12 protein-coding genes are annotated in these 12695 nt (G+C 73.0%); 3 read left to right on the top strand and 9 right to left on the bottom strand.

The annotated features are described in order from the left end of the window. Positions 1 to 17: 17 nt before the first annotated feature. Both B277_RS06075 and B277_RS06070 read right to left on the bottom strand, forming a co-directional pair. Positions 18 to 1265, bottom strand: coding sequence for an alkaline phosphatase family protein (locus B277_RS06075; protein WP_007926276.1), 1248 nt, complete (start codon positions 1263 to 1265; stop codon positions 18 to 20). Then, complete coding sequence (locus B277_RS06070) at positions 1262 to 2944, bottom strand: alkaline phosphatase D family protein (protein ID WP_007926274.1); 1683 nt, start codon at positions 2942 to 2944, stop codon at positions 1262 to 1264. The genes B277_RS06075 and B277_RS06070 overlap by 4 nt, the downstream gene beginning before the upstream one ends. A gap of 109 nt (positions 2945 to 3053) precedes the next feature. Between B277_RS06070 and B277_RS06065 the strand changes: the two genes are divergently transcribed. Next, positions 3054 to 3494: a type II toxin-antitoxin system PemK/MazF family toxin gene (locus B277_RS06065; RefSeq protein ID WP_007926273.1), complete on the top strand. Its 441-nt coding sequence runs from the start codon at positions 3054 to 3056 to the stop codon at positions 3492 to 3494. A gap of 161 nt (positions 3495 to 3655) precedes the next feature. Here B277_RS06065 and rpsT read toward each other — a convergent pair whose 3' ends face one another. The 6 genes from rpsT to B277_RS17390 form a co-directional block, all read right to left on the bottom strand. Continuing rightward, complete coding sequence (rpsT, locus tag B277_RS06060; protein ID WP_007926271.1) at positions 3656 to 3916, bottom strand: 30S ribosomal protein S20; 261 nt, start codon at positions 3914 to 3916, stop codon at positions 3656 to 3658. A 181-nt stretch (positions 3917 to 4097) separates the two neighbouring features. Then, entirely contained in the window at positions 4098 to 4280 is a 183-nt protein-coding gene (locus tag B277_RS19795) for a hypothetical protein (RefSeq protein WP_007926265.1), read from the bottom strand. Further along, positions 4225 to 5055, bottom strand: coding sequence for a DNA polymerase III subunit delta (gene holA, locus B277_RS06055; RefSeq protein ID WP_007926264.1), 831 nt, complete (start codon positions 5053 to 5055; stop codon positions 4225 to 4227). The genes B277_RS19795 and holA overlap by 56 nt, the downstream gene beginning before the upstream one ends. Further along, complete coding sequence (locus tag B277_RS06050) at positions 5052 to 6026, bottom strand: aldo/keto reductase (RefSeq protein WP_007926263.1); 975 nt, start codon at positions 6024 to 6026, stop codon at positions 5052 to 5054. Before B277_RS06050 ends, holA begins: the two co-directional genes overlap by 4 nt. Before the next feature lie 9 nt (positions 6027 to 6035). Then, on the bottom strand, positions 6036 to 8258 hold the full coding sequence (locus B277_RS06045; RefSeq protein ID WP_040880911.1) for an ATP-dependent DNA helicase: 2223 nt from the start codon (positions 8256 to 8258) through the stop codon (positions 6036 to 6038). A gap of 19 nt (positions 8259 to 8277) precedes the next feature. Further along, positions 8278 to 8472 (bottom strand): hypothetical protein, encoded by a 195-nt coding sequence (locus B277_RS17390; RefSeq protein ID WP_156811747.1) that lies wholly within the window; start codon positions 8470 to 8472, stop codon positions 8278 to 8280. Between the two features lie 277 nt (positions 8473 to 8749). Here B277_RS17390 and B277_RS06040 point away from each other — a divergent pair, with 277 nt between their 5' ends. Next, positions 8750 to 10621 (top strand): MMPL family transporter, encoded by a 1872-nt coding sequence (locus tag B277_RS06040; RefSeq protein WP_202948416.1) that lies wholly within the window; start codon positions 8750 to 8752, stop codon positions 10619 to 10621. Next, positions 10618 to 12453, top strand: a complete 1836-nt coding sequence (locus B277_RS19790; protein ID WP_338009735.1) for a response regulator — start codon at positions 10618 to 10620, stop codon at positions 12451 to 12453. The genes B277_RS06040 and B277_RS19790 overlap by 4 nt, the downstream gene beginning before the upstream one ends. Here B277_RS19790 and B277_RS20270 read toward each other — a convergent pair. Then, on the bottom strand, positions 12443 to 12673 hold the full coding sequence (locus tag B277_RS20270; protein WP_007926257.1) for a winged helix-turn-helix domain-containing protein: 231 nt from the start codon (positions 12671 to 12673) through the stop codon (positions 12443 to 12445). The genes B277_RS19790 and B277_RS20270 overlap by 11 nt on opposite strands. Positions 12674 to 12695: the final 22 nt, after the last annotated feature.

Below are 12695 nucleotides of genomic sequence, written 5' to 3'. Positions count from 1 at the left end.
CTCAGTGGCCCATCCTCTCAGACCAGACGCGATCTCCCGTCATATCCCGTCGTCGGCAGGCCGAAGTACTGCGCGATCGTCGGCGCGACGTCCATCGTGTGCGCGACCGCGGTGCGCACCCCGGGCCTCACCTGGGCGGCTCCGCCGGCCACGATGAAGGGGATCGGCTTGGTCACCGGGTGCCCGTGGTTGCCCGGGATGGGGTTGTTGAAGATCGTCGGGTCGGAGAAGCGCCACCCCGCCTTGCAGTAGACGACGAGGTCGCCGGCGTTGGGGCTCAGACGCAGCTCGGCGGGCGTGTGCACGGACAGCACGCCCTGCTGCTTGAGGACGAGCTCGCGCAGGCGCTTCAGCCCGGCCGCCCTGCCACCGGCGGGCCCGGTCCAGTAGAGGCAGTCCGCTCCGCCGTTCTGCGCGATCTCGACGTTGTCGCGCAGCGTGCGGTCGAACCAGATCGGCGCCCCGAGCGAGATGACCCGGTGGCCCATGGACCAGTCCATCGAGTGGTCCGCGAGGACGATGACGAGCGAGTCCTTCCACCGGTTGGTCGACTTGAGGTAGCTGACGAAGTTGCCGATCAGACGGTCGGTGTTGTTGAGGGCCGCGTAGCGCATGGCCGGGACGGTGACCGTGCCACCGGGGTCTGCGTGCCCGACCCGGTCGATGTCGCCGAAGTTGGCGAAGACGAGGTTGGGGTCGGCGGCGCCGATCATCTTGACCAGGGCGTCGTAGGTGTAGCCGTCGGGCGCGTGGTCGGTGATCGGCATGAGCGGCTTGGGCTCCCAGCGGTACATCGCCTTTTCGCCGAAGATCCCGTAGAGGTAGTCCTTGGACAGGACGGTGCCGCCGGTCACCCCCTTCGTCTCGAGCTGCTCGAAGATCGTCGGGGCCTTGATGTCGCTCTCGCGGTCCATGTCGCGGACCTCGCCGAGCGTGCGGTCGTAGATCTTGTTGGCCGGCACGCCGTTACGGTCCGGTCGCACCCCCGTCATCATCATGACGTGGTTGGGGATCGTCTCCATGATGGGCAGCGATCGCGCGTTGGGGTACCAGGCTCCCGTCGAGCGCAGCTGGTGGAGGTTGGGCGTGCGCGCGACGGTGATCTCGTCCGGGCGCAGCCCGTCGGTGACGAGCACGTAGACCCGCTTGCGGCTGCGGGTGGTGGCCGCGGAGGCGGCACTCGCACCAGCCGCAGCCGAGAGGGTGATCGTCGCGCCGCTCGCGGCGGCGACGCGCATGACGGTACGGCGGGTGGGGGTGCTCATGAGGCGGCCTTCCAGACGCGGCGGACCCGGTTGGTCCCGGGCAGGGTCTCGAACCCGGCGCTCCACCGCGCGGTGGACTGCCGGTCGGTCCGGTCCGCGAGTGCGTACCAGTCCATCTGCGCCCGCGCGGGCGTCAGGGTGAGCACGGAGTAGCCGTGCCGGTCGAAGTCGAGGTAGCGCACGTGGAGGTTGGCCCCACGGATGGCCCCCTCGACGGCGAGCGAGAGGGTGCGCGGCTCGACCTTGAGGATGTCGTCGAGGTTGTTGGAGGTCACCGACGTGCCGACGAACTCGACGGCGACGGACCGGCTCAGCGGGTACGTGCCGACGTTCTTGGGGATGTCGCAGGCCCAGGCCGAGTGGATGTCACCGGTGAGGAAGACGGTGTTGTCGATCGCGTGGTCGGCGATGTGGTCGATGAGCTCGCGGCGGTCGGCCGTGTACCCGTCCCACTGGTCGACGTTGTACGGGATCCCCTCTGGGGGCAGCACCCCACCCATGTCGTGCAGGGCCCGACCCACCTCGACGTCGACCGCGCCGAAGGTCACGGGCGCGATCATCACCGGGTTGCCGACGAGCTTCCACGTCGCCGTGGACCTGCTCAGCGACTGCTTGAGCCAGGTCATCTGGGCATCGCCGGTGATCGTGCGGTCGGCGTCGCCGACGGCACCCAGCCGGGCCGCCGAGGCCTGCTCGCTGCGGTAGGTGCGCAGGTCGAGCATCCGCAGGTCGGCGAGGGTGCCGAAGGAGAACTGCCGGAAGATCTGGCTGCCGTCGCCGATGGCGGCGGTGCCGGAGAGGCGGATCGGCATCCACTCGTCGTAGGCGCGGCGGGCCGCCGCGGCGCGGTCACGCCACCTGCCCTCGGTCAGCGGGTCGTGGTTCTCGGCTCCGCCGATCCAGGCGTCGTTGGCGCTCTCGTGGTCGTCCCACGTCGTGATCCACGCAGCGGCGGCGTGCAGCGCCTGCAGGTCGGGGTCGGTCTTGTAGTGCCCGTGGCGGATGCGGTAGTCGGCGAGGGTGACGATCTCGTGCGCCGGCTCGCTGGTGCGCACTGCCCCCTTCGCCGCCCCGTACTCACCTGTGGGGTACTCGTAGAGGTAGTCGCCCATGTGGAGCACGGCGTCCAGGCCCTGGTGAGCGGCGAGGTGGCGGTAGGCGGCGAAGTAGCCGGCCTCCCAGTTGGAGCACGACACGACACCCAGGCGCAGCCGGCTCGGGGTGGAGCCGGCCGCGGGCGCGGTCTTCGTCCAGCCGGTCGGCGAGACCGAGCCGCCGCTGCGGAAGCGGTAGGCGTAGCGGGTCGCGGGCGTGAGGCCGGTCGCGTCGACCTTGACGGTGTGGTCGCGCTCGGTGCCGGTCGTCATCGAGCCCCGGCGCACGACGGTGCGGAAGGACGCGTCGGTCGCGACCTCCCAGGTGACGGTGACGCGCGCGCCGCGCCCCGAGCCCGGGGTGGCGTCGGCGGTCGGCGTCACGCGGGTCCACAGGACGACGGCGGTGGGCAGCGGGTCGCCGGAGGCGACGCCGTGGAGGAAGCCCGTCGTCGTGGCGGCCTGCGCCGGGCTCGTGGCGAAGGGGGCGACCGTCGCCGTGGCGACGGCGGCACCTGCGGCCGCGCCGCGGACGACGTCGCGCCGGGCGGGTCCGGGCAGGGGTGAGTCGGGTGTGGCGGTCATGTCGGTGAGCCTCTCGAGGCTTGATGACCGGTGGGCAACCTCAAGGTGTCCGCTACGGATGTCGAAGAGGTGATCCTTTTCACCGGCGTCACCGCTAGCGTGACGTGCTATGAGCGAGTACCCCGGAGACTTCACGGGCACGCCTGACCTGCGCTGGGCGCCGACCCCGGACGACCCGAGACCCTCCCCCGGCGAGGTCGTGTGGGCCTGGGTGCCGTACGAGGAGGACCACCGTCAGGGCAAGGACCGCCCGGTGCTGCTCGTCGGCGAGGACGGCGACTGGCTGCTCGGCCTGCAGGTGACCAGCCAGGACCACGACCTCGACGCGGAGCAGGAGGCTCGGGCGGGTCGGCGCTGGATCGACATCGGAGCCGGCGCCTGGGACCGCGAGGGGCGGCGCAGCGAGGTGCGGGTCAACCGCATCGTGCGCCTCGACCCGGCCGCGGTCCGTCGTGAGGGCGCGGTGCTCGACGAGCGGGTCTTCGCCGCCGTCGTGGAGGCGGTGCGCGCCGTCGCCGCCGGCCGGGACTACGACGACGATCCCGTGTGAGTGGTGATTTCCCTAGGGACATGCGGCAGGGGGTGCGCATTCCCCTAGGGAAATACGGCCGGGGGTGCGCATTTCCCTAGGGAGATGCGCACTCTGGCCCATGACGAAGGGGGCCGGTCACCTCGCGGTGACCGGCCCCCTTCGTGCTGCCATGAGGCAGATCAGATCTTGTTGACCCGCTTGGCCAGAGCCGACTTCTTGTTGGCCGCCTGGTTGGCGTGCAGGACGCCCTTGCTGACGGCCTTGTCGAGCTTCTTGCTCGCGGTGACGAGCGCGGTCTGCGCACCGTCGCGGTCGCCGGCGTCGGCGGCCTCGCGGACCTTGCGGATCCACGTGCGCAGCTCCGACTTGTAGGCGCGGTTGCGCTCGGTGCGGGCCGCGTTGGTCTTGACGCGCTTGATCTGGGACTTGATGTTTGCCACAGGAATCTTTCTTGACTGGGTTGGTCGAGCTTCTGCCGTAGAGGGCGGCAAGGCATCTCGGGACCGGCGTGGGGACACCGTGGGAGAGACACCCTGGGTGGTGCTGCGTTGCGCGCACGACCATGCGCGCACGCGAGGAGCAAATCTAGCAGCGGCCAGCGGCCCCAGCCAAACCCGCCAGCTACCCCGTGACGCCCTTGGCCGCGATGACGAGGATCGCCCGCTCGACGGCGTAGACCGGGTCGCGGCCACCGCCCTTGACCTCGAAGTCGGCGGCGGCGACGGCCTGGATGCTGCGACCCAGGCCCTCACCGGTCCAGCCCTGCAGCGAACGGCGAGCCTTGTCGACCTGCCAGGGCGCCATGCCGAGGTCCCTGGCGAGGTCGGCGCTGCGGCCTCGGCCCGCTCCCCCCGACCTTGGCCAGCTGGCGCAGCTGCTGCGCGAGCACCGCGACGATCGGCACCGGGTCGACGCCGACGTTGACCGCGTGCCGCAGCAGGCGCAGGGCCTCACCGGTCTGCCCGGCGACGGCGGCGTCGGCGACCTTGAAGCCGGTGGCCTCGACCCGGCCGCCGTGGTAGCGCTCGACGACCTCGGCGTCGATGACGCCGGTGGTGTCGTCGACGAGCTGCTGGCAGGCCGAGGCCAGCTCACGCACGTCCTTGCCCACCGCCTCGACGAGCGCCTGGACCGCGCCGGCATCCGCCTTGCGCCGGGCCCGGCGAAACTCGTTGGTCACGAAGTCGGCCTTGTCGCGGTCGCTCTTGATCGCCGGCGCCTCGAGCACGAGGGCCTTGGCCTTCTTGAGCGTGTCGAGCACCTTCTTGCCCTTGTTGCCCGAGGCGTGGGTGACGACGAGGGTCACGTCGTCGGCCGGGTCGGCGAGGTAGCCGAGCAGGTCGAGCTGCAGGGCGTCGGGGGCCTGGTGCAGGTCGCGCACGATGATCAGCTTGTCCTCGCCGAAGAGGGAGGGGCTGGCGTGGACACCCAGCTCGCCCTCCTCGTAGCCCTCCGCCCGGAGGGTGACGACCTCGACCTCTGGCGAGGTCACCCGCACGTCGGCGACGACCTGCTCCAGCGCCCGGTCGGCGAGGACCGCCTCGGGCCCCTGGACGAGCACGAGCGACGGGGTGCTCAAAACAGTGCCACCTTGGGCACCCGCGGGAAGATCTCGTCGAGCGCGGCCTCGTCCTCGGCGGTCGGCACCCAGTCGGCCGCCGCGGCATTGGCGACGACCTGCTCGGGCCGGGTCGCGCCCGCGATGACGCTGCTCACCGCCGGGCGGGAGGCGAGCCACGAGAAGGCGACCTGCAGCTCGGTGAGGTCGCGCTCGCGCGCGAAGTCACCGAAGGCCCGCAGCTGGTCGAGGTCGATCTGCTCGAGCAGGTGCTGGCGGGCGTGCGTCAGCCGGCTGCCCTCGGGCGCGGTGCCCTGCGAGTACTTGCCCGTGAGCAGACCGTTGGCCAGCGGGAAGTACGGCAGCACCCCCAGGCCGAAGGCCTCGGCCGCCGGCGTCACCTCGAGCTCGGCCCGCCGGTCGAGGAGGTTGTAGTGGTTCTGGCTCGAGACGAAGCGGCTGCCGCCCCGGGCCCGAGCCACGTGCTCGGCATCGGCGATCTGCCACCCGGCGAAGTTGGAGTGGCCGATGTAGCGCACCTTGCCCGCCCGCACGAGGTCGTCGAGCGCATCGAGCGTCTCCTCGATCGGCGTCGCCGGGTCGGGGGTGTGGAACTGGTACAGGTCGATGTGGTCGGTGCCCAGCCGCTGCAGCGAGGCCTCGACCGCCCGCGTGACGTAGCGCCGCGACCCCCGCGCCCCGAAGTCCCCACCCCCGATGCCACCGACGTCCATGCCGAACTTCGTCGCGAGGACGACCTCGTCGCGCCGCGAGCCCAGGGCCCGCCCGAGCATCGTCTCGGACAGCCCGGCCTCGGCACCGTAGACGTCGGCGACATCGAAGAGGGTGATGCCCGCGTCGAGCGCCGCGTGCACGACGGCGTCGGTGCCCTCCTGCGTCGCGGTCACGGTGCCGGCGCGACCGAGGTTGTTGCACCCCAGCCCGACGACGGAGACGGCGAGTCCGGAGCGGCCCAGGCGTGAGGTCTGCATGTCGACAGGCTATCCGCGGGTGGGGACACGCAGACCGAGCGCCTGCGCGCGGGCCGCGACCGCGGACTCCTCCCGGTCGAGGGATGCGGCCAGCTCCTCGAGGGGCAGCCCGAGGTCGACGCCGTCGCGCAGCTCGTCGTCGTCCTGGACGGACCACCCTTCGCCCTGCACGACCGCGGTCCGCGCACCAGCGGCGGGACCGGGGTCGGCGACCGTGCCGGTCATGCTCCGCTTGCCCGGCTCGGCCACGGGTAGCGGCGGCGGCGCGATCTGGTCGAGGCGGGTCAGCGCGCCGAGGACGAGCTGGCGGTCGGTCGTCGGCCAGAAGGGCGGCAGCGAGCGCTGGAGGAAGCCCGCGTAGCGCGCCTTGATCATCCGGTGGTCGAGGAAGGCGACGACGCCCCGGTCGTCACCGCGCCGGACGAGCCGGCCGGCACCCTGCGCCAGGCGCAGGGCGGCGTGCGTCGCCGAGACCGCCATGAAGCCGTTGCCGCCGCGCCGCGCGATCTCCTGCGTGCGCGCCGAGCTCAGCGGGTCGTCGGGCCGGGGGAAGGGGATGCGGTCGATGATGACGAGCTGGCAGCTGCTGCCGGGCACGTCGACGCCCTGCCACAGGGTGAGCGTCCCGAAGAGGATCGTGCGCGGGTCACGTGCGAAGTCCCGCACCAGCGTGCCGATCATGTCCTCGCCCTGGCAGAGCACGGTGAAGGACTCGTCGAGCCGCTCGCGCATCGCCTCGGAGGCCTCCTTGGCCGCGCGCATCGACGAGAAGAGCCCGAGCGTGCGCCCACCGGCGGCCCGCACGAGCGCCTCGATCTCGTCGAGGGTCTGCGGCGCCAGCCCGTCCCGGCCGGGGGCCGGCAGGTGCTCGGCGACGTAGGCGATGCCCTGCTGCTGGTAGTCGAAGGGGGACCCCACGTCGAGCCCGGTCCACTCCGGTGCTCCCGGCCCCCGCAGACCGAGGGTGCCCGCGACCGCGTCGAAGGTCCCGCCGAGCTCGAGGGTCGCCGAGGTGAGCACGACCGTGCGGTCGCGCACGCCCTCGTCGTCGTCGGTGGCGCCCGTGCCGAAGATCCGCTCGCGCATCCGCATCGCCACGCTCATCGGCGCCACCCGCAGCAGCGGCCCGCGACGCAGGTCGCGGCTGACCCAGATGACGTCGAGCTCGTGCTCCTCGAGCATCCGGCCGGCCGTCTCGTGGACCTCGTCGACCGCCGCGAGGGCGACCTGACGGGTGCCGTCGACCTGCTCCCCCTTCGGCGGCTTCATCTCCGTGAGCAGGTTGCGGCTGACGTCGCGGCAGCGCCCGAGGACGCTGGCGAGCGCGTCGGGGATGCCGGTGGCCAGCCGTCCCTCCGGCGCCTCCTCGAGGACCGCCTCGAGGTCGGAGGCGATGTCGTCGAGGGCGTCGGAGGACTCGGCGTACTTGCGCGCCCGCTTGGCCGCCGCGCGCACGCCACCGGGCGCCAGCTCGTCGGTGACCGTCGAGGTGACCCGGTCGACGAGCTCGTGCGCCTCGTCGATGACGAGCACGTCGTGGTCGGGCAGCATCGGGCGCCCCTCGAAGGCGTCGATGGCCATGAAGGAGTGGTTGGTGACGATGACGTCGACGTCCTTGGCGGCCTCGCGCGAGCGCTCGACGAAGCACTCGGTGACCATCGGGCACTTCGAGCCCAGGCACTCCTGCGCGGAGACGGAGACCTGGCGCCACGCCTTCTCGGAGACGCCCGGGACGAGCTCGTCGCGGTCGCCGGACTCGGTCTCCTCAGCCCACTCGCGGACGCGGACGACCTCCTTGCCCAGCCACCCGGCCTGGGCGTCGGCCTCACCGACGTCGAAGAGCCCGTCCTCGTCGTCGGGGAAGCCGCCTTCGGTCTTGTGCTTGCACACGTAGTTACGCCGGCCCTTGACGATCGCGTAGGTCGGGCGCCGGCGCAGGTGCGGTGTCAGGGCATCGGCGAGGCGGGGCATGTCGCGGTCGACGATCTGCCCCTGGAGGGCGAGCGTCGCCGTCGCGACGACGGCCGGCTTGCCGACCCGCTGGGCGTGCTCGACGGCCGGGACGAGGTAGGCCAGCGACTTGCCGGTGCCGGTGCCGGCCTGGACGAGCAGGTGCTCCTCGGCGTCGATGGCGTGGGCCACGGCCTTGGCCATCTCGACCTGCCCCGGCCGGGTCGACCCACCCACTCCCCCGACGGCAGCAGCGAGCAGGGACTCCACGGACGATGACACGACCCCACCTTATGCGCCCTCACCGACGAGCACGGCGGGCGATCCACAGCCAGCGGACGACGAAGGAGGTCGGCGCAGCGTCAAGTCGAAGTCGAGAACGACAACGTGCCCACACGACAAGGAGGGACTTCGGCAGCGCGCCGGCCTTCTTCGTCGGGAGCGGGCCGGCGCCGACCTCCCCTGCCGTCCGCTCGGTGGTGTCGCCGGGGTCCATCGAAAGGTTGATCGCAGGACCAACCTCCCGCGCGATGTGGCGGGACCCCCTTCGGCGGTGGACTGGATGGCATGACGCCAGACCTGCGCCCTGCACCTTCCCAGCCCTCGCCCACAGCCACCCGCTCCCCCTTCGTCCAGCGCATCCTCGGGCGGCGGGGATCTGCCCTCGTGCTCGTGCTCGCCGTCGTCGTCGTGGGGCAGGCGTCGGTCCTCCTGGGGTCGGCGCAGGCGCCGCCGCGGGGGGCGCGGCGTACCCGGAATCGGCGGAGTCGGCGGTGGTGGCGGAGCAGCTCGAGGGCTTCCCCGGCAGCAACACCGCGCCCGTCCTCCTCGTGGCGACGAAGGGGGACGGCGGCAGCCTGTCGACGGCCGACGAGCGGGGCCTGGCGCAGCTGGCCCACGAGCTCGGGGCCGGCGAGCGCGCCCACGTGCAGGTGAGCGATGACGGGCTGGCGGCGACGGTGACCGTGCCCGTCGCCACGAGCGACGACAGCGCGACGCAGGTCCAGACCATCACCGACCTGCGGGCCGACGTGGCCGACCACGCACCGGCCGACCTGACCGTGCAGGTCACCGGCGGCCCCGCGATCGGCGCCGACATCGCCTCCTCCTTCGACGGGGCGGACTTCACGCTGCTCGCCGTGACCATCGGGGTCGTCGCGCTGCTGCTCCTGCTCACCTACCGCTCCCCCGTCCTGTGGCTCGTGCCGCTGCTCGTCGTCGGCGTCGCCGACCAGCTCGCCGGGACCGTGGCGGCCGCCGTCGGTGAGGCGAGCGGCCTCCCCTTCGACGCCGGCATCGTGTCGGTCCTCGTCTTCGGCGCCGGCGCCAACTACGCCCTGCTGCTCATCTCGCGCTACCGCGAGGAGCTGCACGAGCACGACGACCACCGCACGGCGCTGGCCGCAGCATGGCGGGCGACGGTCCCGGCGATCGTCGCGAGCAATGTCACCGTCGTCCTCTCCCTGGCGACCCTCCTCCTCGCGGCCGTGCCCGGCACCCGCGGGCTCGGGCTCGCCTCTGCCGTCGGCCTGCTCGTCGCCCTCGCCGCGGTCGTCCTGCTCCTGCCCGCGGCCCTGGCCCTCGTCGGCCGTCGCGTTTTCCGGCCCTTCGTCCCCCACCCCGGCGACGACCTCGCGCACGCAGGTGTCTGGGCCCGGGTCGCCCGTCGGGTCGTCGCCCGGCCCGCGCTGCACCTCGGCGTCGGCCTGGTCGTGCTCGCGGCGCTCGCCTCCGGCCTGCTCGGCGCCCGCGTCGGGCTGAGCCAGGCCGACTCCTTCCGCACCGCCTCCGAGTCGGCGGCCGGGCTCCAGGTCGTCGCCGAGCACTTCCCGGCCGGGTCGGCCGCTCCCTTCGTCGTGACGACGGACGAAGGGAGCGCCACCCGCCTCACGAGCACCCTCCAGCAGGTGACGGGCGTGACCGCGGTCGCGCCGGCGGGCACGGACGGGCAGGGGCTGGCCCGGCTCACTGTCATCGGTGAACCGGCACCGGGTACGCCGGCCAGCCTCGACCTCGCCGAGCACGTGCGGGAGAGCGCGCACGCCGTGCCCGGCGCCGACGCCCTCGTCGGGGGCGGCTCCGCCGAGCTGCTCGACGCCCGCTCGGCAGCCGAGGCCGACCTCGCCACCGTCGTGCCCCTCGTCCTGCTCGTGAGCCTCGGGGTCCTCGTGGTCCTGCTGCGGGCGCTCGTCGGCCCGCTCGTGCTGCTCGCCCTCAACGCGTCGAGCGCTCTCGCCGCGCTCGGCCTCGGCGCCTGGCTCGACGAGCACCTGCTCGGCCACCCGGCGCTCGACGTGCAGGTGCCGCTCGTGGCCTTCCTCTTCCTCGTCGCGCTGGGCATCGACTACACGATCTTCCTCGTGCACCGGGCCCGGGCCGAGGCCGTCGAGCACGGCACCCGTGACGGGGTCACCCGCGCGGTCGCCCGCACCGGTGCGGTCATCACGAGCGCCGGCATCGTCCTCGCCGCGGTCTTCGCCGCGCTCGGGGTGCTGCCGCTCGTCGTCCTCGGGCAGCTCGGCCTGGTCGTCGGGCTGGGCGTGCTGCTCGACACGCTGCTCGTGCGGACCGTCGTCGTGCCGGCGGCGACCGCGCTCGTCGGGGACCGCTTCTGGTGGCCCAGCCGGGTAGCGTCGCGGTCGTGACGACGAGCACCGACCCGACGGGCACCGGCCGCTGGCTGCGCCTGGGTCAGCACACGCTGCTCGCCGTGCTCGTGCTCGTGTGCGGTGGCCGATCGATCGCCGACGGCGCCCATCCCGTCGCCGAGCTCGCGACGCTCGCGGCCTTCGTCGCGTGGTACGCCGTCGGACCGCGTCTGGCGCGGGCCGGCCGCGGTGGCACGGCGTGGTTCGTCGGGCTCGTGGTCCTGTGGGGCCTGCTCGTGCTCGTCTCGCCGGAAAACGTCTGGCTGGCCTTCCCCCTCTGGCTGCTCGCCGGGCACGTCCTGCCGCTGCTGCCCGCGGTGCTCATCTCGCTCGCCGTCCTCGTGGTCGTCGCCCTCGAGCCGGTGCGGCACACGGGTGAGGCGTCGTACGCGGCGATGATCGGCCCGTGCATCGGCATGGTCGTGGCCCTGGGTGTCGCCAAGGCGCAGCAGGCCCTCGTGCGCGACGGCATCGAACGGCAGCGCCTCATCGCCTCGCTCTACGCGGCGCAGGAGGAGAGCGCGGCGCTCACCGACGAGCTGGCCCGCGTCCAGCGCGCCGAAGGCGCGAGCAGCGAGCGCACCCGCCTCTCCCGCGACATCCACGACGGCATCGCGCAGGGATTTTCGTCGATCGTCCTGCTCGCCCGCGCGGCCCGCACGGAGGAGGACCCGCAGCGGGTGCGTGAGCTGCTCGCCCACCTGGAGGACGGTGCCACCCGCGGGCTCGAGGAGTCGCGGCGGGTCGTCGCCGCGCTCGCGCCCGCCGACCTCGACGAAGGGAGTCTCGCCGGCGCCGTCCGTAGCGTCACCGATCGCTTCGGCACGGAGTCGGGGGTCGACGCCCAGGTCGACGTCATCGGCCAGCTCCCCCCGCTGCCGACGACGACGGAGGTGACCCTGCTGCGCTGCGTCCAGGGAGCCCTGGCCAATGTCCGCACCCACGCCCGGGCCAGGCGGGTCGTCGTCACCCTCGACGCCACCGATGACACCGTGCGGGTCGACGTGGTCGACGACGGCCGAGGCTTCGACACCGACGCGTGGTGGGCATCGGGCGCCGCCCCCTCCGGCGAAGGGGGCTACGGCCTGCGCGCCACCCGGGCCCGCCTGCGAGAGGTCGGCGGCGGCCTGGCCGTCGAGTCCACGCCCGGCGAGGGCACCGCGGTCTCCGCGTGGGCGCCCCTGCCGACGCGTCGGGGGGGAGGGCTCGTGAGCGTGCGCGTCGTCGTCGAGGACCACCCGGTGACCCGCGTGGGCATCGTCGCCCTGCTCGGCCAGGACGACCGGATCACCGTCGTCGGTGAGGCTGCCGATGGCGAGGGCGGCCTCGAGGTGGCCGCGCGAGAGGACCCGGACGTCGTCGTCACCGACCTGCGGCTCGGCGATGGCCTGGACGGGGTGGGTCTGACGCGGGCCCTGCGGTCAGGTCGCGGTGCCCCGGAGGTCCTTGTGCTGACGACCTACGATACCGACCGCGACATCGTCCGCGCCGTCGAGGCGGGCGCCTCGGGGTACCTGCTCAAGGACGCCGCACCGGCCGACATCGTCGAGGCCGTCGTCCGGGCGGCCGGGGGCGAGACGGTGCTGGCACCTGCGCTCGCGCAGCGGGTGGTCGCCCGCATGTCACGCCCGCGACCCGAGCTGTCCGCCCGCGAAGTGGAGATCGTCGCGGCGGTCGCCCGGGGCCTGAGCAACCGCGAGATCGCCCGGACACTCGTCATCTCCGAGGCGACGGTCAAGACGCACCTCGTGCACGTCTTCACCAAGCTCGACGTCGACTCGCGCACCGCGGCCGTGGCCCGGGCGCGCGAGGAGGGGCTCATCCCCTGAGCCGGTAGCCCACGCCGCGCACCGTGACGATCCGCTCGGACCCGATCTTCGACCGCAGGGAGCGGACGAAGACGTCGACGACGTTGGACCCCGGGTCGAAGTCCATGTCCCAGACCATGCCGAGCAGCTGCTCGCGCGAGAGCACCTGCTCGGGGTGCTCGACGAAGGCCTCGAGCAGCGCGAACTCCCGCGCCGTCAGCTCGACCTCGCGGTCGGCCACCCGCGCGGTGCGGCGACGGACG

It is taken from the genome of Janibacter hoylei PVAS-1, from assembly GCF_000297495.1.
Classification (GTDB): Bacteria; Actinomycetota; Actinomycetes; order Actinomycetales; family Dermatophilaceae; genus Janibacter; species Janibacter hoylei.
This window is presented reverse-complemented; position numbering and strand designations above follow the sequence as displayed.